The 26,463-nt window shown below is 64.3% G+C and carries 24 protein-coding genes, 2 tRNA genes and 3 pseudogenes; 13 read left to right on the forward strand and 16 right to left on the reverse strand.

Translation table 11 applies throughout. The annotated features are described in order from the left end of the window. The first annotated feature begins 2 nt into the window (after positions 1-2). Positions 3-608 carry an inner membrane-spanning protein YciB gene (locus QM789_RS04310; protein WP_420350714.1) on the forward strand — a complete coding sequence of 202 codons (606 nt, stop codon included), beginning with the start codon at positions 3-5 and terminating at the stop codon, positions 606-608. A 68-nt stretch (positions 609-676) separates the two neighbouring features. Next, positions 677-751: transfer RNA gene (locus QM789_RS04315), tRNA-Lys, on the forward strand. 258 nt (positions 752-1,009) lie between these two features. On the opposite strand, the gene ssuD is transcribed toward QM789_RS04315, so the two are convergent. From ssuD to QM789_RS04335, 4 genes are read right to left on the reverse strand one after another with little or no spacing between them, the layout of a single operon-like run. Further along, positions 1,010-2,161: an FMNH2-dependent alkanesulfonate monooxygenase gene (gene ssuD / locus QM789_RS04320; protein WP_420350715.1), complete on the reverse strand. Its 1,152-nt coding sequence runs from the start codon at positions 2,159-2,161 to the stop codon at positions 1,010-1,012. 26 nt (positions 2,162-2,187) lie between these two features. After that, positions 2,188-2,868 (reverse strand): ATP-binding cassette domain-containing protein, encoded by a 681-nt coding sequence (locus tag QM789_RS04325; RefSeq protein WP_420350716.1) that lies wholly within the window; start codon positions 2,866-2,868, stop codon positions 2,188-2,190. Further along, a complete protein-coding gene (locus tag QM789_RS04330; RefSeq protein WP_420350717.1) occupies positions 2,868-3,680 on the reverse strand; it encodes an ABC transporter permease subunit in 813 nt (270 codons plus the stop codon). The genes QM789_RS04325 and QM789_RS04330 overlap by 1 nt, the downstream gene beginning before the upstream one ends. After that, positions 3,677-4,618 carry a sulfonate ABC transporter substrate-binding protein gene (locus QM789_RS04335; protein WP_420350718.1) on the reverse strand — a complete coding sequence of 314 codons (942 nt, stop codon included), beginning with the start codon at positions 4,616-4,618 and terminating at the stop codon, positions 3,677-3,679. The genes QM789_RS04330 and QM789_RS04335 overlap by 4 nt, the downstream gene beginning before the upstream one ends. 498 nt (positions 4,619-5,116) lie before the next feature. Here QM789_RS04335 and QM789_RS04340 point away from each other — a divergent pair, with 498 nt between their 5' ends. From QM789_RS04340 to QM789_RS04350, 3 genes are read left to right on the forward strand one after another with little or no spacing between them, the layout of a single operon-like run. Continuing rightward, complete coding sequence (locus QM789_RS04340; protein WP_420350719.1) at positions 5,117-5,911, forward strand: MetQ/NlpA family ABC transporter substrate-binding protein; 795 nt, start codon at positions 5,117-5,119, stop codon at positions 5,909-5,911. Further along, positions 5,908-6,978: a methionine ABC transporter ATP-binding protein gene (locus QM789_RS04345; RefSeq protein WP_420350720.1), complete on the forward strand. Its 1,071-nt coding sequence runs from the start codon at positions 5,908-5,910 to the stop codon at positions 6,976-6,978. The genes QM789_RS04340 and QM789_RS04345 overlap by 4 nt, the downstream gene beginning before the upstream one ends. Then, entirely contained in the window at positions 6,959-7,612 is a 654-nt protein-coding gene (locus QM789_RS04350) for a methionine ABC transporter permease (RefSeq protein ID WP_420350761.1), read from the forward strand. The genes QM789_RS04345 and QM789_RS04350 overlap by 20 nt, the downstream gene beginning before the upstream one ends. A gap of 9 nt (positions 7,613-7,621) precedes the next feature. Here QM789_RS04350 and QM789_RS04355 read toward each other — a convergent pair whose 3' ends face one another. The 6 genes and pseudogenes from QM789_RS04355 to QM789_RS04380 form a co-directional block, all read right to left on the reverse strand. Next, positions 7,622-8,980, reverse strand: coding sequence for an LLM class flavin-dependent oxidoreductase (locus tag QM789_RS04355; RefSeq protein ID WP_420350721.1), 1,359 nt, complete (start codon positions 8,978-8,980; stop codon positions 7,622-7,624). Continuing rightward, positions 8,980-10,173, reverse strand: a complete 1,194-nt coding sequence (locus QM789_RS04360; protein WP_420350722.1) for an SfnB family sulfur acquisition oxidoreductase — start codon at positions 10,171-10,173, stop codon at positions 8,980-8,982. Before QM789_RS04360 ends, QM789_RS04355 begins: the two co-directional genes overlap by 1 nt. Before the next feature lie 4 nt (positions 10,174-10,177). Beyond that, complete coding sequence (locus QM789_RS04365; protein WP_420350723.1) at positions 10,178-11,386, reverse strand: SfnB family sulfur acquisition oxidoreductase; 1,209 nt, start codon at positions 11,384-11,386, stop codon at positions 10,178-10,180. A 174-nt stretch (positions 11,387-11,560) separates the two neighbouring features. Next, on the reverse strand, positions 11,561-12,895 hold the full coding sequence (locus QM789_RS04370) for an FAD/NAD(P)-binding protein (protein ID WP_420350724.1): 1,335 nt from the start codon (positions 12,893-12,895) through the stop codon (positions 11,561-11,563). Between the two features lie 206 nt (positions 12,896-13,101). Continuing rightward, positions 13,102-13,242: a hypothetical protein gene (locus QM789_RS04375; RefSeq protein ID WP_420350725.1), complete on the reverse strand. Its 141-nt coding sequence runs from the start codon at positions 13,240-13,242 to the stop codon at positions 13,102-13,104. Positions 13,243-13,694: 452 nt separating this feature from the next. Beyond that, positions 13,695-13,948: pseudogene (locus QM789_RS04380) on the reverse strand (IS30 family transposase); the annotation flags it as partial. A 533-nt stretch (positions 13,949-14,481) separates the two neighbouring features. Here QM789_RS04380 and QM789_RS04385 point away from each other — a divergent pair. Then, positions 14,482-14,558 (forward strand) — tRNA-Pro (locus tag QM789_RS04385). A gap of 66 nt (positions 14,559-14,624) precedes the next feature. Here QM789_RS04385 and QM789_RS04390 read toward each other — a convergent pair. Next, entirely contained in the window at positions 14,625-15,050 is a 426-nt protein-coding gene (locus tag QM789_RS04390) for a hypothetical protein (protein WP_420350726.1), read from the reverse strand. A 395-nt stretch (positions 15,051-15,445) separates the two neighbouring features. On the opposite strand from QM789_RS04390, the gene QM789_RS04395 reads away from it, so the two are divergent. The 7 genes from QM789_RS04395 (at position 15,446) to QM789_RS04425 (ending at position 23,563) form a co-directional block, all read left to right on the forward strand. Then, positions 15,446-15,967, forward strand: a complete 522-nt coding sequence (locus tag QM789_RS04395; RefSeq protein ID WP_420350727.1) for a hypothetical protein — start codon at positions 15,446-15,448, stop codon at positions 15,965-15,967. Continuing rightward, positions 15,964-16,245 (forward strand): hypothetical protein, encoded by a 282-nt coding sequence (locus QM789_RS04400; protein ID WP_420350728.1) that lies wholly within the window; start codon positions 15,964-15,966, stop codon positions 16,243-16,245. Before QM789_RS04395 ends, QM789_RS04400 begins: the two co-directional genes overlap by 4 nt. A gap of 69 nt (positions 16,246-16,314) precedes the next feature. Then, positions 16,315-18,117 carry a hypothetical protein gene (locus QM789_RS04405; protein WP_420350729.1) on the forward strand — a complete coding sequence of 601 codons (1,803 nt, stop codon included), beginning with the start codon at positions 16,315-16,317 and terminating at the stop codon, positions 18,115-18,117. Then, positions 18,110-19,066, forward strand: coding sequence for a TniB family NTP-binding protein (locus QM789_RS04410; RefSeq protein WP_420350730.1), 957 nt, complete (start codon positions 18,110-18,112; stop codon positions 19,064-19,066). The genes QM789_RS04405 and QM789_RS04410 overlap by 8 nt, the downstream gene beginning before the upstream one ends. After that, the gene (locus QM789_RS04415; RefSeq protein WP_420350731.1) at positions 19,063-20,451 is read left to right on the forward strand and encodes a TniQ family protein; all 1,389 of its coding nucleotides are present in this window, start codon (positions 19,063-19,065) and stop codon (positions 20,449-20,451) included. Before QM789_RS04410 ends, QM789_RS04415 begins: the two co-directional genes overlap by 4 nt. Before the next feature lie 1,285 nt (positions 20,452-21,736). Beyond that, positions 21,737-22,849, forward strand: coding sequence for an RHS repeat domain-containing protein (locus QM789_RS04420; RefSeq protein ID WP_420350762.1), 1,113 nt, complete (start codon positions 21,737-21,739; stop codon positions 22,847-22,849). Positions 22,850-22,954: 105 nt separating this feature from the next. Continuing rightward, positions 22,955-23,563 carry a hypothetical protein gene (locus tag QM789_RS04425; RefSeq protein ID WP_420350732.1) on the forward strand — a complete coding sequence of 203 codons (609 nt, stop codon included), beginning with the start codon at positions 22,955-22,957 and terminating at the stop codon, positions 23,561-23,563. 101 nt (positions 23,564-23,664) lie between these two features. On the opposite strand, the gene QM789_RS04430 is transcribed toward QM789_RS04425, so the two are convergent. The 5 genes and pseudogenes from QM789_RS04430 to QM789_RS04450 form a co-directional block, all read right to left on the reverse strand. Beyond that, a complete protein-coding gene (locus QM789_RS04430) occupies positions 23,665-23,820 on the reverse strand; it encodes a transposase domain-containing protein (protein WP_420350763.1) in 156 nt (51 codons plus the stop codon). 154 nt (positions 23,821-23,974) lie between these two features. Beyond that, the gene (locus QM789_RS04435) at positions 23,975-24,484 is read right to left on the reverse strand and encodes an IS630 family transposase (protein WP_420350764.1); all 510 of its coding nucleotides are present in this window, start codon (positions 24,482-24,484) and stop codon (positions 23,975-23,977) included. A gap of 111 nt (positions 24,485-24,595) precedes the next feature. Next, complete coding sequence (locus QM789_RS04440; RefSeq protein WP_420350218.1) at positions 24,596-24,823, reverse strand: hypothetical protein; 228 nt, start codon at positions 24,821-24,823, stop codon at positions 24,596-24,598. A gap of 196 nt (positions 24,824-25,019) precedes the next feature. Continuing rightward, positions 25,020-25,198: pseudogene (locus QM789_RS04445) on the reverse strand (transposase); the annotation flags it as partial. Positions 25,199-25,686: 488 nt separating this feature from the next. After that, a pseudogene (locus QM789_RS04450) lies at positions 25,687-26,463 on the reverse strand (Fic family protein); the annotation flags it as partial.

Here is a 26,463-nt window from a genome sequence, read left to right on the forward strand (position 1 = left end):
GCATGGCCGAAAAACGCAAGGTGAACCCGTGGCTGAAGGCGGCGCTGGAATTCGGCCCGCTGCTGGTGTTCTTCGTGGTCTTCACCCGGTTCAAGGATACGCAATTCGCCATTGGCGGCACCGATTATTCGGGCTTCGTCGTGGCGACGGCGCTGTTCATCCCGTTGATGGTGGTGACGACGGCGATCCTGTGGCGGCTGACCGGGCGGCTGGCGCCGATGCAGATCGCGACGCTGGTTCTGGTGGTGGTGTTCGGCGGGCTGTCGGTCTGGTTCAACGATCCGCATTTCTTCAAGATGAAGCCGACGCTGATCTATCTGATCTTCGCGGCGCTGCTGTCCTTTGGCCTGCTGCGCGGCAAGCCGTGGCTGCAACTGGTGATGGACGAAGCGATCCCGATGCGGCCCGAGGGCTGGGTGATCCTGACGAAGCGCCTGATCGGGCTGTTCGTGGCGCTGGCGCTGGCGAACGAAGTGATCTGGCGCACGATGTCGGATCAGGCCTGGGTGAATTTCAAGACTTTCGGCCTGACGATCCTGATGCTCGGCTTCTTCCTGGCGCAGGGCCCGCTGTTTTCCCGCTACGGCCTGCCGAAGGACGGCGACTGAGCCGACTATTTTCAGTCCGGTCCATTTTCGGGCTTGCAACTCCCCCCCGGATTAGCCAAAAGGGCGGCGGACCGGTAGCTCAGTGGTAGAGCAGCTGACTCTTAATCAGCGGGTCGTGGGTTCGAAACCCACCCGGTTCACCAATTCCAATCAGTCAGATCAGTTGATCGGCGGGCAAGTCGGAACTTGCTGTGCCATTGTGCGCAAGAGGCACGTTTCAAGCGCCTCTCTCTTTGCGGCGCGGTTCGCTGTGGAACCTGCAAGCAAAGTATCGTGTCATGATGATCAGGAATGCGCAAAGCGTCTCTTATCCGCTTTGCGACCTCCGCAGCATGGCGAAGGTCGCAAAGCGGAGGACGCCTTCGGCATCCCGCGGCAAGAGGTGGCCCGGAGGGGCCGTCCTATCCCGCGGCCAGTTTCACGTTGCCGACATGACCGCCGCCGCCGAACACCTGCTTCTCGCCAAAGGATTGCCGCAGCGGCGGGACCGGCGCCGATATGCCCAGTTCGGGGAACAGCAGGTCGGCCACGCGCTGCGCCTCTTCGAGATGCGGATAGCCGGAGGCGATCACCGTATCTATGCCCAGATCCTGATATTCCCGCAGCCGCGCCGCCACCGTCGCAGGCGAGCCGACCAGCGCCGTCCCCGCCCCCGAGCGCACCAGCCCGACCCCGGCCCAGAGGTTCGGCGAGACTTCCAGCCGGTCGCGCCGCCCACCGTGCAGCGCCGTCATCCGCGCCTGCCCGACGGAATCCGACTGCGCATTCTGCCCCGCCTGCGCCGCCGCGATCGCCTCATCCGACAGATGGGAGATCAGGCGGTCGGCGGCGGCCCATGCCTCTTCGTCCGTCTCGCGCACGATGAAATGCAGCCGGATGCCGAAGCTGACCGCACGCCCCGCCGCCGCCCTGCGCACCTGCGCGATCTTTTCCGCCACCTGTGCGGGCGGCTCGCCCCAGGTCAGGTATTTCTCCGCGATTCCCGCCGCGAAGCCGATCCCGGCTTCGGACGAGCCGCCGAAATAGAGCGGCGGGCGCGGCGCCTGCACCGGCGGCAGGCCGAGGCGGGCATTCTCCGCACGGATATGCTTGCCGTTCAGGCTCGCCTGCCCCGTCGCCATCAGGGAGTTGAAAACCTGAAAGAATTCGTCGGCATGGGCATAGCGTTCGTCATGCGGCAGGAAGATCCCGTCTCCCGCCAGCTCCTGCGCCGAACCGCCGACGACGATGTTCAGCAACAGCCGTCCGCGTGTCACCCGGTCGAGCGTCGCGGCCATCCGCGCGTAATAGGCGGGCGAGGCGGTGCCCGGCCGGATCGCCACCAGGAACTTCAGCCGCTCGGTATGGGCGGCAAGGTCGGCGGCGAGGATGAAGCTCTCCTCGCAGGCGACGCCGGTCGGGATCAGCACGCCGGAATAGCCCAGCCGGTCCGCCACCCGTGCGATGTCGCGGAAATAATCGGGGTCCACGGGACGGCTCAGCAGATCCGTGCCCAGATACTGGCCATCGCCCGACGACGGGATGAACCACAGGAAATCAAGGGGTTGTGTCATTATCAACCTTTCGCTGAATGGGGCTTTCATTGAGCAGGGGTCAGAAGGCGATCGAGGATCTGCGCCTCGATGGCCGCCACTTCGGGCGCGCCATGGCGGCGCGGGCGGGGCAGGTCGATGGTCAGGTCGAGCGCGACTTCGCCCTCTTCGAGCAGGATCACCCGATCGGCGAGGATCACCGCCTCGGCCACGTCATGGGTGACCAGAACGGCGGTGAAGCCCTTCTCGCGCCAGATCCGCTCCAGGAGGCGCTGCATCTCGATCCGGGTCAGGGCGTCGAGCGCACCGAGCGGCTCGTCGAGCGCGAGGATCGCCGGCCGCCCCGCCAGCGCCCGGGCCAGCGCCACGCGCTGTTTCTGCCCGCCCGAGAGCGTCGCGGGCCAGTCTCCGGCATGATCGGACAGCCCGACCTCGGCCAGATAGGTCCGCGCCTGATCCGCCGTTACGGGGCCGACGGCGACATTTTCGGCCACCCGTTCCCAGGGCAGCAGGCGCGGCTCCTGAAACATGATCCGGGTGGCGCCCTGCCGCTCGACCCGGCCGCCATCGGGGGTGTCGAGCCCCGCGAGCAGCCGCAAGAGCGTGGACTTGCCGCAGCCCGACTTGCCGATGATCGCCACGAACTGCCCGGCGGGCACATCGAGCGTCACCCCCCGCAGCACCTGTTTCGCGCCAAAGGACCGGCGCACGGCTTGCAAACGGAACATCACGCCCCCTTCCGGCGGAAGGCCGGGTGCCATTGCAGGCACAGGCTTTCGAGCCCGCGCGCCAGACTGTCGGCCAGCTTGCCGAGCAGCGCATAGATCAGGATCGACAGCACGACGACATCAAGCTGCATGAACTCGCGCGCCTGCATCGCCATATAGCCCAGCCCGGATTTCGCCGCGATGGTTTCGGCCACGATCAGCGTCAGCCACATGATGCCGAGCGCATAGCGCAACCCGGTGAAGATCGCAGGCAGCGCGCCGGGCAGGATCACCCGGCGAAACAGCGTGAACGGCCGCATGCCATAGATCCGCCCCATTTCGACCAGTTGCGGATCCGTCCCCTGCACACCCAGCAAAGTGTTGACATAGATCGGGAAAAACACCCCGAGCGCGACGAGGAAGACCTTCGCCTCCTCGCCGATGCCGAACCACAGGATCACCAGCGGGATCAGCGCGAGGTGCGGAATGTTGCGGATCATCTGCAAGGCGGTGTCGGTGATGTCGCGCGACAACGCCCAGAGCCCGTTCGCCAGCCCGAACAGAAGCCCCGCCACCCCGCCGATGACGAAACCGATCAGCGCGCGCTGCGTGCTGACGGCGATGTTGTGGACCAGCTCGCCCGAGCGCAGCAACTGCGCCCCCGCCGCGATCACCGCCGAAGGCGCGGGCAGGACGTTTTCGGAAATCACCCCGGCGCGCGACAGCGCCTCCCACAGCAGCACGAGCGCCAGCGGCAGGATCCAGCCGATCAACCCGCGCGGCACGGTGAAACGAACGGGCTTCGGCACGGTTTCGGTGCTCAGATCGGTCATTGTCCCCTCCAGACCGCATCGGCCACGGTGATCTGTTGCGCGATCAGCCCGATCCGGTGGAACCGGTCCGCCGTCGCCTGCTGCTCTGCGATGATGTCATCGGTCAGCGGGAAGATCCCGAACTCCTGCCGCTCCGCCGCCAGCGTCTGCGCCGCAAGCGGAACGCCCGTCACATCATGCAGCGCCTGCGCAACCTTGTCGCGATGCGCATCGGCCCAGGCTGAAGCCTCGCGCAGGGCGTCGAGCACCTTTGCGATCGCTTCGGCATTGTCGGCGGGGAAATCGCGGTTCGCGAGGAAATAGCTGTTCACCTTCAGCACATCCGAGGTCCGCACGAGGATCGTCGGTTTGTAGCGCAGCTCGGCAATCGCGAAGAACGGATCCCAGACCGCCCAGGCATCCACCTTGTCCGAGGCAAAGGCCGCGCCGCCATCCGCGGGCGACAGATAGACCGGCTCGACATCGGAATAGTTCAGCCCGTTCGCCTCCAGCGCCGCGACGAGCAGGTTGTTCGCGCTGGTGCCCTTGCCCACCGCGACCTTGCGCCCCTTCAGGTCGGCCACCGTCTTCAGACCCGATTCCGGCTTGGCAAAGATCGCCTCGCCCTGCCCGCTCGACGGCAGTGCGGCGACATAGCGGATCGCCGCCCCCGCCGCCTGTCCGAAAATCGGCGGCGCGTCGCCGGTCCAGCCAAGGTGGATCGCGCCGACGTTCAGCGCCTCGACCAGCGGCGGCCCGGCGGAGAACTCGACCCATTCGACCCCGGTGGACAGCGGCGCGAGCGCGGTTTCAATCGTCTTCTGCTGCTGCGCGATGACCGGCAGACCGGTCTTCTGATAGCCGATCTTCACCGTGCGCACGCCGGCGGCCATGGCGGGGGACAGGCAGGCCATCGCCGCGGTGGCAAGGCTGAACTGGCGGCGCGTGAGACGTGTCATGATGTCCTCCGTTGGCAGGTGTCGATGGGCAATCTGCACCCGGAGAAATAATCTAGTCAACGAGTCGTCATTTCTCTGCCGCCCCCGTGCAGGCAAAATTATTCCATTCATTATCAAATGGATGCGTCAGATGCGCTCCCGCGCCGGAGGATCGGATTCCCTTCCGGCCTCCATGAAGGGAGAAACCTTCTCTCCCCACCCCGAAAAACAGCACAACCCGCCGCCCGCAGTTTCAGCACAGCGTCACGGAAACGGGAATCGCCCCCTGAGAATAAAACCCGTTGCGGGGCGCCTTCCGGCGGTGGGCTGGCCCGCGCGGGAGAGGAAAACCTTCCCCGCAGACCCTCCGCCGGGAAACCGGGATCTCTCCGGCGCGGTGTCAACGAAATGGCGGCGGGGGCGTTTCGGCGCTAGCGTAAAGCACGACAGCTCCTGTCGTTTTTCCCGTGCCGGTCGCCGCCGTGGCGTGACCCACCTTCCCCTCTCCCGGAGCCCCTCATGAAACTACCGCTCGTTGCCTTTTCCCTGCTGTTCGCTTTCGCGGCCCATGCGGAGCCGCTGAAGATCGGCGTGGTGCCCGGTGCCTATGGCGATGCGGTCGAAGTCGCCGCCGAGGAGGCCAGGGCCCAGGGTTTCGACGTCGAACCGATCGAATTCAGCGACTGGACCACGCCGAATGTCGCGCTGGCCTCGGGTGACATCGACCTGAACTTCTTCCAGCATGTGCCGTTCATGGAGAATGCCGAGAAGCAGGGCGGCTATCATTTCCACGCGGTCGCGCCGGGGATATTGGCGAACCTCGGGCTGTATTCGCTCAGGCACGACAGCTTTGACCAGATCCCCGACGGCGGCAGCGTCGCCATCGCGAATGATCCGGTCAATCAGGGGCGCGGGTTGCTGCTGTTGCAAAAGGCCGGGCTGATCACCCTGCGCGACGGGGTGGGCTTTCTCGGCTCGCTCGACGACATTACCGCAAACCCGAAGCATCTGAAATTCACCGAGGTCGAAGGGCCGCAGCTGGTGCGGATCACCGGCGATGTCGATCTGGCGCAGGGCTATCCGCATTTCATCGTCGCCTCCGGGGCCTTCGACCCGACGGGCGGGCTGATCTATTCCGGCATCGAGGACCGGCAGTTCGCGGTCAATTTCGTCTCGCGCGAGGACAACAAGGACGATCCGCGCATCGCCCGCTTCATCGCGCTGTTCCAGAACTCGCAGGCGGTGAAGGACAAGGTTCACGCCTCCTTCGCCAACAGCGACAAGCTGTATATCCTCGCCTGGGAGGCGAAATGACCATCGCCATCGGACAGGGCATCGCCCGCGCCACCACCGCCCTTGAACCCCAGCGCGCCGGAACCGTGCGGTTCGAGGGGGTGGGCAAGGTCTACACCGCCGGAGCGGTGCCCGCGCTGACGGGGATCGACCTCGACATCCGCGCGGGCGAGATCTTCGGCATCATCGGCCGCTCCGGCGCGGGCAAATCCAGCCTTTTGCGCACCATCAACCGGCTGGAGGCGCCTTCGCATGGCCGGGTGCTGGTCGACGGCGCGGATATCGCCACGCTGGGCACGGCCGGGCTGGTCGCGCTGCGCCGCCGGGTGGGGATGATCTTTCAGCATTTCAACCTGCTCTCGGCCAAGACGGTGCGGGAAAACGTCGCCCTGCCGCTGCGCGTGGCGGGCGTGCCGCGCACGGAGATCCGTGACCGGGTGGCGGAGGTGCTCGACCTCGTGGGCCTTTCGGGCAAGGGCGACGCCTATCCCTCGCGCCTGTCGGGCGGACAGAAGCAGCGCGTCGGCATCGCCCGCGCCCTGATCAGCCGGCCGGAGATCCTGCTGTGCGACGAGGCGACCTCGGCGCTCGACCCGGAGACGACCGTCTCGATCCTGCGGCTGCTGCGCGACATCAACCGCCGCCTTGGCCTGACCGTGGTGCTGATCACCCATGAGATGAGCGTGATCCGCGAGATCTGCGACCGCGTGGTGGTGCTCGAAGCCGGGCGGATCGTCGAGACAGGCCCGGTCTGGCAGGTGTTCGGCGCGCCGAAGGCCGATGCCACCCGCGCCCTGCTGCACCCTTTGCGCCACGCCCTGCCCGAGGACGTTATCCCCGGCCCGCCGCAGGGCGCGGCCCGCGTGGTGGTGCGGCTGGGCTTTACCGGCGCGACGCCCGCGGACCTGTCGCGGATCGCGGCTGCCGCGCCCGGCGCGCGGATCCTCGGCTCCGCGATCGACCGGATTCAGGGCCACGCCCTCGGCCAGGTGCTGCTGGCACTGGCGCCGGGACAACAGGCCGACCTGCTGCGCGGGGCGGCGGATGAACTGGAGGTAATCGGCCATGTTGACGCCGCAGATGACTGACCGCCTGATACAGGCCTTTCTCGATACGCTGTTCATGGTGGGGATGTCCGCCGGGATCGCGGTGCTGGCGGGGATCCCGCTGGCGGTGTTCCTCGTCACCTCGGAGCGCGGCGGGATCTTTCCGGCGCCGCGGCTGAACCGGATCGTCGGCACGGTGGTGAACGGGTTCCGCGCGGTGCCCTTCATCGTGCTGCTGGTGGCGCTGATCCCCTTCACGCGGCTGGTCGCGGGGACGACCATCGGGGTCTGGGCCGCGATCGTGCCGCTTGCGGTTTCCGCCACGCCGTTCTTCGCCCGGATCGCCGAAGTCTCGCTGCGCGAGATCGACCCCGGCCTGATCGAGGCGGCACAGTCGATCGGCTGCAAACGCTGGCATATCATCCGCCATGTCCTGCTGCCCGAGGCGCTGCCCGGCATCATCGGCGGCTTCACCATCACCGTCGTGTCGATGATCGGCGCTTCGGCGATGGCGGGGGCGGTGGGCGCCGGGGGGCTGGGCGATGTGGCGATCCGCTACGGCTATCAGCGGTTCGACACCGTGGTGATGGCGGTGGTGATCGCGATCCTGATCACGCTGGTCTGCACCGTGCAATACGCGGGCGATACCGTCGCGCGCCGGTTGCGGGCGCGCTGAGCGGGGGGCCTAGGCCCCCCGGAACGCCCCGGCCGCATGGCGGGCGGGCAGCCGGTCGCCTTCGCCGAACAGGCGGCGGCGCAGCGTGCCCTCGGCATAGGCGGTCTTGTAAAGCCCCCTGCCCTGCAATTCCGGCACCACCAGATCGGCGAAATCCTCGTAGCTTTCGGGCGTCACGATCCGGGTCAGGTTGAAGCCGTCGATCTCCCCCACCTCAACCCAGCGGTGCAGCGTATCGGCCACCTCGGCGGGGGTACCGCTCACCACCGGATAGCGCCCGCCGATCGCCAGTTGCCCCAGCAGGTCGCGCTTCGTCCAGCGGTGGGTCTCGGCGATCTTCGTCGCCGACTGGATCGCATTCGTCGGCCCGTAGGGGATCGGATCGTCAAGGCCGTAGCGCGCGAAGTCGATCCCCGTGGAGGCCGCGAAATGCGCCAGCCCCGCCTCCGGGCTCGCATGGGCGCGGTAGTCGGCCAGCTTGTCCGCAGCCTCCGCCCGTGTCCGCCCCGGGATCACGCAGATGCCGACGAGGATCTTCAGATCCTCCGCCCGCCGCCCGGCCGCCACCGCCGCCGCCCGCAGCGCGCGGGAAGTGGCCTGCGCGGCCTCCGGGCTCGCGGCGCCGATGAACACGCATTCCGCATGGCGGGCCGCGAACCGCTGCCCCCGCCCCGATGTCCCCGCCTGATACAGAACCGGCGTGCGCTGCGGCGAAGGCTCAGACAGATGCGGCCCCTCGACATTGTAGAACCGGCCATGATGCACGACGGGGCGCACCTTCGCCGGATCCGCATAGATCCGCCGGGCGCGGTCACGGATCACCGCATCATCGTCCCACGACCCTTCCCAGAGCTTGTACAGCACCTCAAGGTATTCATCCGCCTGATCGTAGCGCAGATCATGCGCCGCCTGCGCATCGCGGCCCACGGCGCGCGCCGCGCTGTCCAGATAGCCGGTGACGATGTTCCACCCCACCCGGCCCCCGGTCAGATGGTCGAGCGTGCTCATCCGCCGCGCGAAAGTATAGGGCGCCTCCTGATTGACGTTCACCGTCACGCCAAAGCCCAGCCCCCGCGTCACCGCCGCCATGGCCGAGATCAGGAGGATCGGATCGTTCACCGGCAGCTGGATCGCCTCGCGCAGCGTCAGGTCGATCCCCCCGCCGTAGATGTCATAGGTGCCGAGGATATCGGCGAGGAAGATCCCGTCGAACAGCCCGCGTTCCAGCGTCTGCGCAAGCGTGGTCCAGTAATCCAGCCGGTGATAGTTCACCGAGGTATCGCGCGGATGCGTCCACTGGCCATGGTTGATATGGCCGACGCAGTTCATTTTGAAGGCGTTGACGATGATCTGTTTGCGTTCGGTCATCAGATCGCTCCGTGGCGCGGCGGGTTGACCCCGTTCAGGGCATGATTGCCGATGGCGTGGAACTTCCACCGCACCGGATCGTGCAGCGTATGGGTGCGGACGTTGCGCCAATAGCGATCGAGGTTGTCGGTCGTCATCGTCGCCGAGGTACCGCCGAGTTCGAGGAGCCGGTTCGCCGCCAGAAGTCCGGCCTCGGTCGTGGCGGCGCGGGCCGCGGCGACCGCAAGCGACGCCTGCGCCACGGTGTCCTCCGTCGCCTCCGCAAGCGCCGCATCCAGCACCCGCCCGGCGCGGGACAAGAGCGCCTCCGCCGCGCGCAGCCGCGCCGCCACCTCGCCCACCCGCGCGAGGGTCAGCGGATCGTCCTGCGCCCGCGCCACCCCGGCATCGAGCCAGGGCCGCGCCCGCTCGCGGACAAAGGACAGCATCACGGCAAAGGCGCCCTGACCGATGCCGAGGTCGATCGCCGCGTGCATGATCTGCGCATGGGGGCCGATCGGGGTCGGGCGCTCGAAACTGTCCTGAAACGGCACGATCCATTCGGGCGCGGCCCGGACGCCCGCGAAGGTGATCGAGCCGGAGCCCGTCACCCGCTGCCCGAACCCGTCCCAGTCATCGGCCACCGTCACCCCCGCGCTGTCACGCGGGACGAAGACCATGACCTGCCGGCCCGCCTCATCCACCGCGAGGGTGGGCAGGATATGGGCGTAAAGCGCGCCGGTGCAGTAGAATTTCTGCCCGTGCAGGATGCCGCCCTCCAGCCGGGTGCGGCGTTTGAAATCCCGCGCGCCGATCTCGGCCACCGCATTGCCGAAGCGCCAGCCCTGCAAGGCCAGCGCGAAGAAATGCGCCTGCTGCTCCGGGCTGCCCCCCGAGCGCAGGATTTCCAGCGCGTAGAAATGGTTCTGCGGGATATGGCCGAGCGAACCATCCGCCGCCGCGATGATCGCGATCACCCGCGCCAGCGTGCCCGCCGAAACCCCCGCGCCGCCATGGTCGCGCGGCACGGTGATCCCCCACAGGCCGGAGGCGGAGAACCGCTCGACCTCTTCCCACGGCAATTGCCGCAGCCGGTCGCGCTCCGAGGCGGTGGCGGCGAAATCCCGTGCCAGCGCGGTGGCGACGGCAATCGCCTCCGCGTCGGAGCGGATCAGATGCGCGCCGACCGGCGGCGCGATACGAGGCAGGGTCATCGGCTCAGTTCCATTGATGGCGGGCGGGCGCGCTGCGGTTCAGGTGCCAGTTGCCCAGAAGGTGATATTTCCAGCGCACCGGATCGTGCAGCGTATGCACCCGCGCATTGCGCCAGATCCGGCCAAGGTTCAGCCCGGCGCGGGTCGAGGCCGTCCCGGCAAGCTCGAACAGCTTCTCCGAAGCCTTCAGCGCGATTTCCGTGGTCAGGATCTTTGCCTCGGCGATGGCGACGGAGGCGCGGGCGCTGTCCTCGGCGCTGACCGGCCCGGCGGCGAGCGTATCAAGCAGGCGGGCGGTATCGCGCAGCACCTCCTGCGCCGCCCAGAGGTCGATCTGCAACCGCCCGGTGTCGGCGATGATATAGGGATCGTCCTGCGCGCGGCTGACGCCCGAATCCACCCAGGGCCGGGATTTGTCGCGCACGAAGGCGATGGCCTCGCTCAGCGCGCCCTGCGCGATACCGCTGTCGATCGCGGCCTGGATCAGCTGCGACACCGGCCCGGCAAGGCCAGGGATCTCGGCCCGCTGCCACACCGGGATGATCTGCTCCGGGTCCGCGATCCACACGTCGCGGAAGATCACGCTGCCCGAAGCCGTGGTGCGCTGGCCGAAGGAGGCCCAGTCGTCCACCACCTCGACCCCTTCGGCATCACGCGGCACCCAGACCTGCACCGGGCGGCCCTGCGGATCATTCGCGCGGGTCGGGATCCAATGGGCAAAGATCGCGCCGGTGGAATAGAAGCGATGGCCCGAAAGGCGCAGCCCGTCGGGCGTTTCGCGCAGCGCCGTGGTGTTGTGCGTCACCAGCCGGCGGCCCCGCTCCGGCCCGGCATTGCCGATCCGGTGGCCGTTCAGCACATCGGCATAGAACCGGCGTTTCTGCGCCTCGGTCCCGGCTTCCTCCAGCAGGCGCAGCACGCCGAAATGGTTCTGCGGGATCTGGCCCACCGAACTGTCGGCGGCGCACAGGATCTCGAACACCTCGGCCAGCGTCACGAAGGACAGCCCCGGCCCGCCATATGCCTTCGGCACAGTGATCGCGCCAAGGCCGGTGCGGGTGAAGGCCTCGACCTCATCCCAGGGCAAAATCCGCTCCGCATCGCGCCGGGCGGCCGTGGTGGCCCAATCCGCCGCCAGCGCCCGGGCCGCGGCGATGGCCTCTTCATCTGTCCTGACCGGATCGGCGGGGGGCTGTGGCGGTCTGGGTGTCATGGTCACTCCCGGATGCGGGCGGGGTGTCGCCCTAAAATCTATTCATCGAGTCGTGATTTATGGGTAGGCCAAGCCCACGCCGGGAGCCATTCCAAAGCCCGGGCACACAGGAGAAGATCCTTCCCTTCCGGACGGCGTGGGGAGAAACGCATCCGGACGCTCCGGGCGGCGCGGTCAGCCCACCTCGGCCAGATGCCGCGCGAGGCCCGCGCATTGCAGGCGAATATCCGGGATCGCCGTGATCTCCCACAGGGCGCCGCGCGCGCAGGGGCCGATCGCGAAGACCCGCTGCGACGCCCGCCCATCGGCGCGCAGCAGGCGGCAGATGTCATCGGTATCGAGCCCGAGCCGCAGCCGGTCCAGCCGCCCGGCGCCGCGCTCCAGCAGGTCGCGGATCACCGGGGCGCCGTCGCGCGCCGGGTCACGCCGGATGCCGCGACAGTCGATCACCCGCGCGGCGGGAAGCGTGACCGGCGCGGGCGTGCGGATCCGGGCGCCCTCGGGGGTGATCCGCTCGAACCGGCCGCGCAGGACGCGGAGCTGCCCCCGGTCCCGTGCCGCGCGCAGCCAGCGCGCGGATTCCGGCGGAACCCGGTGGCGGTGGACCTCCCAGAAACTGGCGGCATGGCGCAGGAAGCGGCGCCGGTCCTCCTCGCCCCAGGCCCGCCAGATCGCGGCGACATGGGGGCGGATGCCGTCGACCGCATCGCGCCAGCGGCCCTCGGCCCGCGCCACCAGCTCACGCAGCCAGCGCAGCACCGCACTGACCGGCGCGCCCAGCGGCACCTCGCCGCGGCTGATCGTCAGCGGATGGGTGTCTTCATGGACCTGCGGCAGCAGCCCCCGGCGCGACACGCAGGTAATCCGCCCCCGATGCCCGCCGCGCAGCAGCGACACCACATGATCCACCATCGACAGCCCGGTGCCGATGATCACCACCGGCGCATCCGGATCGGCGGGCGGGGTGAAATCCCAGGCGCCGCTCAGCCCCTCCTCCGGCGTGCCGACGGCATGGCCGGTCGCCAGAATGGCCCGGTCGGCGCGGATACAGGTGCCGTCATCGACATGGGCGATCACCGCGCGCGGCGTTTCCTCCAGCCGCAGGCATTCGCCCCGGACACAGCGCAGCCGGCCGCCGGGCGCCTGCGCGACCAGATCGTTCAGGTAACGGCCATAGATCGCGCGGCCGACGAAACTCTCCTCCGTCGCGGCGGGCGCCAGGCCGGAGCCCTGCAACCAGTCACGGAAATGGTGGGCGCGGTCGGGAAAGGCGCTCATGTTATGGACCCGGGTGTTCAGCAGGTGGTTCGGGTCGCGCGTGCCATAGGCGATGCCGCAGCCCAGAAGCGCGTTGCGCTCGATCACCGTCACGCGCAGGTCCGGCGCGCTGTCGATCAGATGCAGCGCCATCAGCGCCCCGCTCGCGCCGCCGCCGACGACGATCACATGGGTGCCAAAAGCGCCCGTGGCAGGGGCGGAAGCGAAATCTTGCGGCGAAAGGCTGGTCATTCACGTCTCCTGTCGGCTGCGGAGGCGGGGCCTCCGGGGTGGCGCGTCTTGCCGCCCGGTGGGAAGATCAGCCCCGGCAGGCGGCGGTTGAATTAAAATTCTACCACGATTGTCGTGTTTTAAATTCTGTTCCGCCCGCCAATCCGGAAATAATCTTCTCCACCCAGCAGAGCGATGGACCTGCATCTCCAGCAGATCGCCATTGGCTAGGTGTCGCCCAGGCCATAGACCTCGGTCGGGTTGATCCGCAGCGTCACCCCCCGGATCAGCGACAGCATCGGCAAGCACGGTGACCCGATGCGCGATCCGCACCAGAGTTCCTCGGGCTCGGAGGAGGTGACGATCACGGCGGCGGTGCCCTGCCGCGCGCGGGCGCGCAGCGCATCGTAAATATCCCGCCACCCCCTGCGTCGGTTCGTCCAGCATCACGAGGCGCAGATCGCGCAGCCCGTTGAGCCAGCGCCCGATCACCCGCTTCTGCTGGTTCCCGCCGGAAAAGCGCCACACCTTCAGCCCGGGGCCGCGGGGTTGCAGGTTCAGCCGCGCGGCGGTCCTCTCAAAAGCCCCGGCCTCGGCCCGGCGGCGGCGCGGGCCGAACCGGCCACGGCGCGCGGCCGTCCCCCCCCCCCGCCCGGCCCCCACCGGAACGGAGCGGCTGCGCGACATCGAGCCGCCCGATCGCGGCCACCACCTGATCCGGGGCGAAATCCCGCGCCGGGCCCGAGACCCATCCGCCCCGCAGCACCAAATCCCGTCGGCAAGCGCGAAGACCTCGCTCAGCCGGTGGGTGACGTAAAGGATCCGCGAATGTCAGGCTGCGACCGGCAGGAGGCCGCGACGATGTTGCAAACTGTGTGGGGTCATGCCACCTGAACTTCGGAACCACCGGCCCCTGACAGGTGCTCACACGCCCGGACATACTGCGGCCTCCTCGCGCAAAACCCCCATCGCAATCACCCGTCAAAACCGACACAGGTTCTCACGCTGCCACGCCGGAGGCCGCCCGGGCGACCACAACTTCTTCCGCGTGGACTTCTGTCTTCCTGTCGGCACCGACACCTCCTGAACTGGGGTGTTGCGACGATCTGCTGAAGCTGCCTTGCGATCCAAGGCCCGAATGGTGAACCGGCCCCATGCCCTTGGCCGGGCGGCGATCATGGACCGCCCGCTCGAAGGCATCGAGCACGAAGCCCGCATCGGCGGAAGCGTTGACGCGCGCTTCACCGTCTCCCAGGCGAGCCCCTCAACTGATTTCAACGCTGCGGACGGCTATGGAATTTCCGGCACTTACCATTCGGATGACGGGATGTTCGCAATGGTTTGTTTTAACTATATTTTTAAATATTCTGGCGTCCGTAGCCAATGTTGTGCGGGTATGGCCACTACGCAGACCAGCGGGCGAAATCCCTCGGTCCAAACTCCGTTGCCCGGCAGCTTGCCTCCAAGACGGGCCTCACAGTGGCGCCGGAGATAAGCCGTCGGCACGCATTCAGCGGGCCCGATGCCCAGTTCCTCACTTTGTTGAACAGAAAATCCGTGTTTCCTCTTGCGGAGGATAGGAATTGCCGCTAGGTGCAACGCACGGTCGGAGCGTAGCGCAGCCTGGTAGCGCACCTGCTTCGGGAGCAGGGGGTCGGAGGTTCGAATCCTCTCGCTCCGACCAGTATCAAAGTTGTGGATCGCCACGATAGTTTTGGACAGAATTCTTCCTTTGTGGCAGTCGAGTTGACTAAATCTCCTGAAGCAACCTTGGTGAGCGATGTGCTTCGCCCTTGCCAACACACCGCACATGGGCACCGCAGTCGGGCATCACCGAATCCCGGTTGAGATCGACGATCTCCGAAACCCGCACCCCTGTTTGCACAGCCAACAACAGCAGAGTGTGATCTCGCTGTCCCAGCCATGTACTGCGGTCAGGGTAGGCCAAGATCGCTTCAATCTCGCGTCTGGTGAGAAACTGAAGCTGCCGCTTGTCGCATCGCTTGCTCGGGATCGCGAACACGCGTTGAATGTGGGGGCTATACGCCGGTTCCTCAAACGACGCGCCACGTCTTCTGCGACGGTCTTCCTGAATGTCGCAGAGCTCAGCCGCGAGACACCAGGGGCCGACCCCGCCGCCGCGTTCACTAAAAGCGAGCGCCACCTGCTCGACCAAGCAACGTCGAGCAGGAAGAGGCAGGCGCCGCGCGACCTCGACTTCTATGGGGCCGTCGCACGGCTCGGGGGCTATCTCGACCGCGCTTCCGACGCGCCATCGGGGACCACGGTCATATGGCGCGGCTTCTCCCGAACTCGCCGACCTCGTCGAAGGCGCCCGTCTCGCAAAGCACTTGGTGCGCGGTTGTGGGTAGATGCAAGCCAGATGCATCGCTCATCTCTGCGGGGCTGTCACAACATGGAAAGTCCATTTAACCCATCATACACTCGTCCCCTTGCCAGCCGGGCAACACGGAGACCTTCCGCGCGATCAAAGGCCAGCTCTCGCGGCCACGTCATGGGACAGACCGGCATATCCGGCTGCGTTATTTCGAGAGCAAACGCGAGCAGGAGGTGCTGTTTCTGCTGCTCGCGCGTCCGGATGTCGTTGACATCTGGGACCAGCCGCCGGTCCGGTATCGCGACGCAGAAGGTCGTGTAAAGACACATACCTTTGATTTTCTTGTCACGCTGACGGATGGTCGCCGTATCGCCGTTGCCGTGAAGCCCGCCGCCATCGTCGAACGACATGGCTTCCGCGAGACTCTGAAGCTGATCCGCGCGGCAACGCCACTCGGCTTTGCCGATGATGTGGTCTTGGTGACCGAGCGGAGCTATTGCCCATCGACCGCGCGCAATGCGCAGAAATTGCACGATTTTCGACGGACCCCGGATGCGGAGGCTGATGAAACTGTTGCTGCACTGATCCACAGCCTGTCCGGCCCAGTCAGCATTGGTGAGCTGGTCCGCAAGTCGGGGTTTGGGGGACGCGCTTTCCGCGCCGTGTTCCGGGCCATTTACGCAGGTCTCCTGCGAGCCCTGGATTCCGGCGACATCCTGCCCTCCACCCGTATCGCGCCGGAGGCAGTCCAATGACCCGCCACTTTCGTGCTTCGCAAACCGACTGCCTCGAAATTGGCGGGTCCGAACACCGGCTGCTGCGGTGTGATCATGCAGGATCGGTCTGGTCGCGCCTCGATGATCCGTCGATCTGCTTGTCGTTCACCGGCGACGAATTCCTTCACCTTCTGGCCCGCCCCGATGTCAGGCTCAAGCGCGGCGCCTTCTCCGACCAAGCCGCATTCCGGCGCCTTCGCTGCGATGTCAATTACTTGCAAACCCTGCCGGCAGCAAAGCGCGCCAAGGCACTGTGACAGACGACCTGCGTTACAACCTTTCTTGAGGCCGAGGCGCGCGGCGAGACCAGCCGCACTGACGCGGAGATGGAAAAGATCCTGCCTACGCTTGAGGAGCGGGTCAATGTGACCGAAGAAAGCGGGCAGGACCTCGGCCGCAGCAAGCGCGCGGGCCATGTATTCGAGCGCCGCCGTTTCCCATCTTCCCGCTGGCTATTGGAATGGGTCCGCATATATGAGGCGGGCGGTCGCAGCCCGCTGGTGTTCCTGCGCAAACGAAGACGGCCAGACTTGTCGATCCGAAGGCTGATGGTCGAGTCGGAAAGCATCCTCGCCGAATGCGTGGCCGGTTATCTTGATCGCAACCAGCCTAGCCAGACACGCATCGTCCAGGACACGCATGATCGCTTCAGTGAGGTCAATGCCGGTCGGACCGAGGCGGGGAAACCGCCCCTGCCGGTACCCTCGGCCCGGACGGTCCGGCGCCGCATCAAGGCGCTGGACCCGTTCGAAGTGGTCGCGCAACGAAAAGGGATCGACGCGGCGCGCCGCGAGTTCGGCTTTTATGAGGACGGCATCGGCGCCGACTATCCATTACAGCGCATCGAAATGGACGAGTGGCAGATCGATCTCTGCTCGCTGCTCGGCGAGAGCGGCGCACTGGACGGCCTGTCGCCCGAGGACCGGGCGAAGTTCGAGGTCGGGCGACGCTGGCTCTATGTCGCTCTCGACTGCGCCACGCGCTGTGTCCTTGGATTCCGCATCGTCGTGACGCCCAACGCCGATGACGCGATCCGCACCCTGAACCTGATCACGCAGGACAAGACCCCGATCGCCGGGGCTGCAGGCTGCGAAAGCGCCTGGGATCATTGCGGCGGCATCGGTATACTTGTCACCGACCAAGGTTCTGCCTTCGCCGCCGAGAAGTTTCGGCTGACGGTAGCTGATCTAGGAGCGAGTTACGAGGCTCCGCCTGCAGGCGTGCCCAAACTCCGAGCCCGGATCGAGAGAATTTTCCGCACCTTCGGTCTGCAACTCGCCCCGATGCTGATCGGGCGGACGTTCTCAAACCCGGTCGAGCGCGGCGATTACCCCTCGGAGCAATGGGCCGCCCTGACCGACGACGAACTGGCACAGATCCTCACGCTCTTCATTGTCGACATCTACCATAACACCCCCCACGCCGGCCTCAAGGGCGAGACCCCCGCGAACGCTTGGAAACGCCTCTCTGCCGAACAGGGGGTGACGCCGCCTCCGGATGCCAATCACCGCCGGGTGGTCTTCGGCGTCCCGCTCAACCGCAAGCTCGACCGACACGGCGTGCGGGCCTTCGGGATCAATTATACCTGCCCTCAGATGCAGGAAGCCCTGCTGCGCGGGGCGAGAGGTGACATTCCGGTCCGGGTCGATCCGGAGGAGATCACCCATGTCTCGGTCTGCATCGGCCATGAATGGTTCAGCGCCGAGGCGGTGCCGCGGGCGGTCTGGGGGCTGAGCCTCGACGAATGGCTGCGCATGGTCCGGGACCTGCGGCAGCGGTTCCGCGACGAGGCGGTCCTATCGGAGGAAATCATCCGGGAGGCACGGAAGAGGATCCGTACCATCGATGCCCGGGCGCGGCAGTTGCGCCGGGTGCAGCCGCCACATCTGACCCCCGAACAGCTGGACCGCGAGGAACGGCAGCTCTATCTCGGGCTGCGCATCGGACCAGAGAGATCCGCCGCGACCGAGGATCTGGAGCACCCCAAAGGGCGCAAGCGGCCTGATTCGGACAACCTGCTCGGCGATGTCATCTCGCCGGACAAGCCGACTCCGCTGCCCGCTTCGGACGGTGCCCTGCCCACCAGCGACACCCTCGACGACAGCGATGTCTGGACCTTCGATGATTGATCGGACCACCAGCAATATCCCTCGGCGCATTCTCGCGCTGCGGTCGATATTTTCATCAAACCGCGCCTACCGGGAGTTCGAGGAGCGTTTCCGTTACCTGTTGGAACGCCGCCGCACCGAGATCGACGCCGACACCGTCGCCGAGGCCCGCTGCATCGCACTGATCGGTGCCTCGGGCAGTGGCAAGACCACGGCGATTCGGCACATGATCGCTACGCGGCCTGATCTGGTCCTGGGCGACCCCGTCTCAGGCCGCCTGGATGTGGCGAGCTTGCCAGTGCCCACGCCAGCGACGCTGAAATTCGTCGGCCAGACTACGCTCGCAGCGCTCGGCTTCCAGTTGCAGCGAGAAAGAACAGCCCAGACCATCTGGGATATGGTGAAAGGCCATCTGCATGAGCGCCGGACCCTGTTCCTGCATTACGACGAAGCCCAAGACCTTGCGACCCACCAGACCCCGAAAGAGATGACCTCGGTTGTCAATACGCTGAAATCCCTGATGCAGCATCCGGTCTGGCCGGTCGGTCTGATCCTCACCGGGACGGCCGAGCTTAAAACCATCATCAATCATGATGCGCAACTGGCGCGACGAATCTACCCGATCGAGCTTCCGCGTCTCGATCTCGTGTTCGATGCCGCGCGCGCATTGCGCCTGTTGCAGCTCTATGCCGAGCGCGCGGGCCTGATCGCAGGCGCTGAAGTCACGACGACCGAGTTCGCTGCGCGGCTGATACATGCAAGCGCGCGGGAATTCGGGTTGCTGATCGAACTGGTAATCGCGGCGCTGGAGGAGGCGATGTTGACGGAGGCAGAGATCCTGCAGACCGGGCATTTCACGGCGATGTTCCGCAAGCGGGCTGGCTGCATCGACGGTCTCAACCCCTTCGTCGCCAGCGATTTCGAACACATCGACAGCCGACGTTTGCTTGATCTGGGAGGTGACGCATGACCTTGGCCTTGACCCTGCCGGTGTCGCCTCTGGAGATGCCAACCTCATATCTGTCCCGGCTGGCCGCCCGCAACCTCGCACCCGATCTCTGGACCTTCTGCCAGGATGTCGGGCTGGATTTTGCGGCAATCTCGAACGGTGATGGGGTGGCTATCGCCCATCTCTGCACACTGGCCTGCATCCCTGCAGACAGTTTCCAGAACCGGACCGCCGTGAAAACCTCGACGATGAAATATGCTGTCGGCGCCGAGGTCATGAACACCGAAACGCTGGCGCGGGGCGAGATCCGCTACTGTCCATCCTGCGTCGCCGAGGCACTGCGCGACGGTCCGCGCCTTTGCGACGTCATTCACGAATTGCATTGGCAGTTCATCCAGGTCCGACGCTGCTGGCGACACACGGCGTTATTGCAGCGCCATCGGCCAAAGATCGACGCCTCGTCCCGGTTCGATTTCACGGCATTCGTCCGGGTAGCGAGGCAAGAGATCACACGGGAATCCAAGGCAGCATCCGCCCCAGCCGACGATCTCGATCTGTACTTGACCCGGCGCGCCTATGGCGACCATGCGGCACACTGGTGCAATTGCTTGGAAATCCCGGCGCTGATCAAAGCCAGCACGGCTTTCGGGGTGCTGATCGATCACGGTCGAGACATGCGGGCCTCAAGCCTCGATCCCGACCAGCGTCGCGATGCGATGCTGACCGGATTCGCGATCCTGAGCGCCGGACCGGACGGTATCCGTCAAGCGCTAGACCGCTTCAACAAGCGGACGCCGACGCGAGGCGGCAACCAGCCCCACCCCAGCAATGGCGAGCTCCAGCGGTTGCTTGGCTCGCACGCCAGGCAGCGCGCCGATCTCGATCCCCTGCGCGACATCGTGCGCGAATACTTCCACGAACACTATCCGTTCTGGCCCGGCACGACGGTCTTGGGACGGAAGATCGGCGAGAAGCCGGGTGCTGTCGCTGCGCGGCGCCTGTCGCGCAATTGGCGCCCGCCGGTCGCTGGTCGAGGATATCCTGATCCGGCGCGGACTCGCCTGTCGGGATGGCGAGGGGCGGTTCCAACTGGAAACTATCCTGACCCGGGCACTCGTCGACGAGATCGGCCGCGAAAAGCACCACTATCTCGACCAGAACCGGACTGCCGAGACCTTGGGCTGCAGCTTTGGCATGTTCAAGCAGCTGAAACGCGCCGACATATTGCAGCCCGAGGAAGGGACAGGCCGATGGATGCGCAAGGGTTTCCATCGCGCCACGTTGCTCTGCTTTCTCGACAGGCTGAGCACCGGAGCTGTACGCGTGGCCGTAGCCGGACCGCATCTGTGCACGCTCGAGTTGGCGACCCGGAAGGCCTATGCAGATGGAACCTACAGCACGATTGATTACGTCAAGCTCACCATGTCTTCTTATGGAGTCTCAACGCCACATCCTGGTACCCAGGCAAAGGATGCGCATTGCTATGATGATGCGACGGCCAACACCGTTTGTGGTGAAGTGCGGAGCTATGTCGATCATGGTGGGCGGCTCGTGCGCGAAACGCGGATCGACACTGAAGGAAGCGACGTCACGGCTGCGACCAGCAATCTGCGGGAGACCAATTTCCGCTATGATCCGCTTGGCCAGTTGAGTACGGTTGTCGATCAGGAGGGCATAAAATGGGCCTATACCTATGACATCTATGGCAATCGCCTGACCTCCGATGACCCTGGCCTTGGTCTCTGGACCATGGTCTATGATTCAAACAACAACCTGCTGCGCCAGACCGATGCGAAAGGCCAGGTTATCGCTTTCGCCTACGATCCGCTAAATCGGGTAACGCTCAAGCAGGTCGGTAGCGGCACAAGCCGGGTAGAGACACGTTTCACCCACGATGAGGTGCGCACCAAAGGCCACAACATCGGCAAGGAGACAACCCAGGAGATCTGGGTGCCGACGAACGGTGGAACCGCGATACATAAGGTCGAACGGGATTATCACGTCAATGGTCAGGTGGAGTATGAGCGCCACATGATTGATGGCCGCACTTATCCGCTGGGGTTCTCGTATCGACTGACAGGCGATCTGGCCGGAAAATACCTCCCGCGCGCGCCGGGCGGCACTATCACCATGGGATGGGTTTCCAATTATGAATACGACGCGGCCAACCGGGTTACTTCGCTTGGAAATTTCATCACCAATGTGAAATATAATGTCTGGGGAAACCCGCAGAGAATGGACTTCGGCAACGGGGCATATCAGACAGCCAGTCATGACAGCCGCTGCGGCTGGGTCATCGAAATGAACGGATTTGATGTGGCCAATGACAAGATCTTCCGCGCAGCTTACACACGCTCAGCCACAGGTCGGATTTCCACTTATGATACTGGCTTCACCTGGGAAGGTGTCACTTCCGATCGGGCGGGTTCATTCGCGTTTATCTACGATTATGCCGGACGGCTCCTGAGTTCGACCAATACCCGCAGTCAGACTGCGCATAGCCAGGTGTTCAGCTATGATCGCGCCGGCCGGATGCGGGCCAAGGGCCAGAGCGCAGCGACAGCGACGAGCTATGCCTATGACAATCAGAGGCCGGCTCATGCGCCCCTGCGCGTGGTGGCGGGGGGCGTGACGCAGACCTTTGCCTATGATCCCAACGGCAACATGACGGCCGGGCTGAACGGCAAGATCATGACCTATGATGGTGAGAACCGCCCGCTTTCGGTAACGGTCAATGGCCAGCGCACCTGCTATGTCTATGGCGTTGACGGGGTGCGGTTGAAAAAAGTCGAAGGTCTTGCTGCCAATCAGAATTGCGCGGCGCTGCCTGCCAATGCCGGGGCGACAGTCTATTTCGGCGACGTCGAGATCCGCAACTGGGGCCTTGTGGGACAGGAGACGGTGACGACCTACCCGGATCCTGTGGTCAAGCTGACAAATGGAAACCAGCCGGCCCAGGCGAGCTACCTTCACCGTGACCATCTGGGGTCGGTCCGCGCCATCACTGATCCGGCGGGGACCAAGGCGGAGAGCGCGGTCTACCGGCCGTTCGGCGAACAGACCAACTGGCGAGCGGCCGCAGTCACCGAACCGGAGAGCAAGGGTTGGATCGGCGAACGCTACGACACCGATGCCGGGCTGCAATACCTCAACGCCCGCTACTACGACCCAGAACTCAGCCTCTTCCTACAGCCCGACTGGTTCGATATCATGAAGCCGGGCGTTGGGACGAACAGGTATGCTTACAGCTTCAATGATCCGGTGAACCTGAGAGATCCCAAGGGGAATTGGTTTGTTGCAGATGATGTATTTGCTGGTCCGGTTGACGAGATAGCTGTCTTGGGTGGATTGGCTCTTGCTGCGTATTTAGGATCGGAGTGGGCAGAAAAACATCTGAGTTCCTTAACGTCTGCTGTCGGGTTGAAATCTCTGGAATTTGGAGAAGTTAGCAAAAGTATTTCATCAGGAAATTCTGAACTGGACGGAGTTTTTGGAGGTTTCGACAAATCCCTTGAGCCTAAAGGTCAATCTTACGCGGGGATTATTGACGAGCTACACGGTAAGCTTTCTGGTCTGGCCGGTGCGGCTGTAGAGCCGCGCCCGGATGGCGGCGCCACGATAAGTTTGCCCGACGGCACGAAGATATCAACGTATCCCGAGCGGACCTCTACTGGAAAGCCTGGCTATGAGATCACCAAGCCTGGAGAGAGGAAATCTTCGATTAAAGGGTCTATCGAGGGAAAGAAGAAATCGGACAGTCAAAATGAAAATAGCTCAGATAGTGAGGTTTCAGATGATGATTGATAGTGAGGAGCGGGGCGCATAATGAAAAAATTCTTTCATAACAACTCATTTAGGCCATTTGAAAACAGAACGCTCCACCATGATCTTTTATCGTGGATGGATAGCATGTCTATCCGCCTTTTAACGACTGATCAGGCGCACGAACTCGAGCACTCTAGGCTTTTTGACTTGCTGCTGTTCAAAGGAATCCGATCTAATCATATTTTGAGTCTGCCGCTATTACCTCTGTCGAACTCCGTAAGGCATATTGCTATTCCATTTAACATTGAGCGCCACGATTCTATTTCCACAATGGGGGGGGCGCTAGAAAATGTAATTAGTAAGTTTATCAATGTGGCGATGTCATCTAGGAAATACATATTTTCTTGTGATCCTCGGCACTTTGTAGCCGCAGAGATTGGAGATTTCAGTTATGACGTTGCGCTTGGCCTAGCTCAGAACGGGGGCGGCGATTCTGATTTTATTGTCTTCGATGACAAACGATTAACTTGGATGACTTATTCGACTGGTCGACCAATTGTAATTGTGACCCGCCGTAATATTTGTCCGGAATCCGAAAATATCTGCGGAATTCCAGACAACTACTGGCCGAAATTTTTTTCGGAAAATATTTATAATTCTGTCCACGGATGCAGCTCTGATTATATAGAGTTACTTAATAGAACATACATCCCAAGGCTGCCTGGATTTTCTGAAATACCTAGTCCGTCCTGAACAACCTTTCAGGCGGCAATTTCGGCGGGGATGCGGGAGTATTCCGGCCAACGGATCACCGTGCCGATCTGAAGGAACAGAGTAAGCGTCCGGCCTGACCGCTACCCGTTCCACCGCCATGGAAGCAGGTCATCGACCTTGGTGATTTTGCAGTCTGGGAAACGGGCGATTGTGTCAGCGAGCCAGGCGTGGGGATCGACGGCGTTGAGCGTGGCCGTTTCGATCAGGGTATAGGCGATTGCGGCGACTTCCGCCAGCCTCGGAACCCACGAAGAGGTAGATTCTTCCGGCCGAGCAACTCGGTGCGCATCCTAGAAAGTTTCCTGCGATGTTCGCCGTGTAGGCAGCGTGAGCCAAGACGCCCTCCACATCGTTGCTCCGATATGGATAGCAGATTAGAGCGTGTTTCCGTCAATCAGCCTCATATCCTGCCGCTCTGAAGTAGTTGTAGCACTCCTCTTCCGAGAAGAGGTTGCAGAGCTGTCCGACGGCATTCCATAGCTGATCGTAGGTTCGTGCGGCTGCCTTTCGGATCAGGGATTTCAGCTTGGAGAACGCCATTTCGATGGGGTTAAGGTCGGGGCTATAGGGCGGCAGAAACAGGAACCAGGCGCCAATGCCGCGCAGGGCGGTCGCTGCGCCGGGGCTTTTGTGGCTTGAGAGGTTGTCCAGGATGACCACATCTCCGGGGCGCAGGGTCGGCACCAGCTGTGTTTCGATGTAGAGGGTGAACACCTCGGCGTTCATTGCGCCATCGAAGACCCACGGGGCGTCCAGCCGGTCATGGCGCAAAGCCGCGACGAAGGTCTGGGTCCGCCAGTGGCCGAACGGCGCGTGATCGACCAGGCGCTGCCCGCGCGGCGCCCAGCCGGTGGGCTTCGCCATGTTGGTCTTGATCGAGGTTTCGTCGACGAAAGCCAGCCGTTACAGATGATTGGCCATGAATGTCTGGCGTTTGGCAATCCAGATATGTCGCTTGTCGGCGACGTCCTTGCGCTTCTGTTCAAGCGCCTGAAGATCTTTTTTTGTGTGTCAGACCCGCCAGACGGTGGCGCGGTGGACGGCGATGCCATGCGTCTCAGCCAGCTCCGCGACCAACTCGTCGAGCGTGATCTCGCCCTTGGCGGCGACGCGGGCCTCGATCCACTCGGTCGCGCCCGTCAGCTTGCCCTGCCCGCCGCCGTTGCCTTGCCGCCGCGGCGCCAGCGACCCGGTTTCATGGCGGAGCCGGACCAGATCGTTGACGAATTTCGGGGACACCCGGAAATGACGCGCCGCTCCGCGGTGCCCATGGCCTCCATCGACATACCCAACAACTCGCATTCGCAACTCTATCGGATGTGATTTGCCCATCGGCGACCCCCATATCGGCTTCAACAGAAGGAAATCACAACACAACCAAGCTGGGAAGCATGAAATCCGAAAGGCAGAAACACGCTCTAAGCGTCAGAGCCAGAAACAGAATCATCGCGGCGAGGGAGACGGCGGAGAGAAAGGTCTTTGCATATCGGTCGTAGCGGGTGTCGATGCGGCGCCAGTCCTTCAACCTGCCGAACATGATTTCGATCCGGTTCGGCGCTTGTAGCACCGCTTGTCGTATCTGACGGCGTTGCCGCGCAACTTCTGACCGGGGAGCCGCGCCATCGCAGTGGACACTGCCACCATCACCCTGCCCGTCACCTTGAGCGCAGCCTTCGACAGGCCGGGGTTGTGGCGGGCCAAGGCCGCAAGATCTCATCCATCGCAGCCCGGTTCGCCGTTTGACCCGACTGCCGCCCCCTGATTTCCCTGCGGTCAGTCCCATCGTCGCCCTCAGGCTTTTCAGCATGAGGATAGTGCGGATTGTCCGAAACGGACAGGCAGCATGAGCAATCGCCTTCTGGCGAGGGCACCCGGCAGGGCATCTCGCGGACCTTGCGAAGCTACGTTGCCGGCGTGCCCGAACAGCTATCGAACTGGTCTGGCTTCATTCGCCCCCCGCGATAAAATCCGCTTGGCGAAGCCCGGCCCGACCTGCCACCCGCCGGCGACGTTCGCGACACTATGCGCTTCGAAGCGGTCGCTGCGGCAGGCACGACATTCTCGCCCCTCAAATGCCCAAGGAACGAATATTCAACGACTAGTCATACCCGCAAGGAATAGCGGGTGTGCCGCCGCTCCCCGGTCCTCGTCAGCGCGCCCATCTCCACGAGATCCTGCAGATCCCGCGTCGTGGTGGCGCGCGACGTGCCCGTGGTGGCGATGTAGTTCTCGGCGCTGAGCCCTCCCTTGAACCCTGTAGGCCTCACGGAACATCCGCTCAACCACCTTGGCCTGGCGTTCATTCAGGCGGTCACGGTAGGCGTCGTAGAACTTCGCCTTGGCGATGAAGAAGGCGACACGTTCGAGCGTGACCTGCTGAGCCCCTAGGATGATATCTCCGAACCAGAGCAGCCAGGCCGTGACATCAAGCGTCTTCTGGTGGGTTTCGAGTTGATCGTAGTAGCTTCGATCGCGCTCGATCGTATGGGCCAGTGCGATCAGGCTGGGTTGGCCAATGCTCTGGGCGAGGGATTTTTCGGCAAGGGCGCGGCCGAGGCGACCGTTGCCATCCTCGAACGGATGGATGCTCTCGGACCAGGTGGCCGAGCGCCGCGCGTGTCAGGGCGGGCAAGGGCACGGTTCCGTCCGGGGCGGTGCGATTGAACCAGTCAATGAAGACCTGCATCTCGCCAGGCACCTGCGCGGATGGCGGGGCCTCGAAATGCACCACTGGCCGGTCCACCCGTCAGGAAACGATCTGCATCGCATCGTCATGCCGACGGTAGGCACCGATCGTCTCCAGCCCACGGTCATGGGACAGAAGCATACCGTGCCAGTGGCAGAGGGTTTACTGGGAAAGGGGGGCGGCAAACCCGGAA

The sequence above is a fragment of the Paenirhodobacter sp. genome (assembly GCF_047600745.1).
In the GTDB taxonomy this organism is placed as follows: domain Bacteria; phylum Pseudomonadota; class Alphaproteobacteria; order Rhodobacterales; family Rhodobacteraceae; genus Rhodobacter.

Excerpts from the sequence above, each read along its gene's own strand:
- QM789_RS04310 (WP_420350714.1), top strand. The coding sequence starts at position 3 with ATGGCCGAAAAACGCAAGGTGAACCCGTGGCTGAAGGCGGCGCTGGAA.
- ssuD (WP_420350715.1), bottom strand. The coding sequence starts at position 2,161 with ATGACACAACCCCTTGATTTCCTGTGGTTCATCCCGTCGTCGGGCGAT.
- QM789_RS04325 (WP_420350716.1), bottom strand. The coding sequence starts at position 2,868 with ATGTTCCGTTTGCAAGCCGTGCGCCGGTCCTTTGGCGCGAAACAGGTG.
- QM789_RS04330 (WP_420350717.1), bottom strand. The coding sequence starts at position 3,680 with ATGACCGATCTGAGCACCGAAACCGTGCCGAAGCCCGTTCGTTTCACC.
- QM789_RS04335 (WP_420350718.1), bottom strand. The coding sequence starts at position 4,618 with ATGACACGTCTCACGCGCCGCCAGTTCAGCCTTGCCACCGCGGCGATG.
- QM789_RS04340 (WP_420350719.1), top strand. The coding sequence starts at position 5,117 with ATGAAACTACCGCTCGTTGCCTTTTCCCTGCTGTTCGCTTTCGCGGCC.
- QM789_RS04345 (WP_420350720.1), top strand. The coding sequence starts at position 5,908 with ATGACCATCGCCATCGGACAGGGCATCGCCCGCGCCACCACCGCCCTT.
- QM789_RS04355 (WP_420350721.1), bottom strand. The coding sequence starts at position 8,980 with ATGACCGAACGCAAACAGATCATCGTCAACGCCTTCAAAATGAACTGC.
- QM789_RS04360 (WP_420350722.1), bottom strand. The coding sequence starts at position 10,173 with ATGACCCTGCCTCGTATCGCGCCGCCGGTCGGCGCGCATCTGATCCGC.
- QM789_RS04365 (WP_420350723.1), bottom strand. The coding sequence starts at position 11,386 with ATGACACCCAGACCGCCACAGCCCCCCGCCGATCCGGTCAGGACAGAT.
- QM789_RS04370 (WP_420350724.1), bottom strand. The coding sequence starts at position 12,895 with ATGACCAGCCTTTCGCCGCAAGATTTCGCTTCCGCCCCTGCCACGGGC.
- QM789_RS04400 (WP_420350728.1), top strand. The coding sequence starts at position 15,964 with ATGACCCGCCACTTTCGTGCTTCGCAAACCGACTGCCTCGAAATTGGC.
- QM789_RS04405 (WP_420350729.1), top strand. The coding sequence starts at position 16,315 with ATGGAAAAGATCCTGCCTACGCTTGAGGAGCGGGTCAATGTGACCGAA.
- QM789_RS04410 (WP_420350730.1), top strand. The coding sequence starts at position 18,110 with ATGATTGATCGGACCACCAGCAATATCCCTCGGCGCATTCTCGCGCTG.
- QM789_RS04415 (WP_420350731.1), top strand. The coding sequence starts at position 19,063 with ATGACCTTGGCCTTGACCCTGCCGGTGTCGCCTCTGGAGATGCCAACC.
- QM789_RS04420 (WP_420350762.1), top strand. The coding sequence starts at position 21,737 with ATGACCTATGATGGTGAGAACCGCCCGCTTTCGGTAACGGTCAATGGC.
- QM789_RS04425 (WP_420350732.1), top strand. The coding sequence starts at position 22,955 with ATGTCTATCCGCCTTTTAACGACTGATCAGGCGCACGAACTCGAGCAC.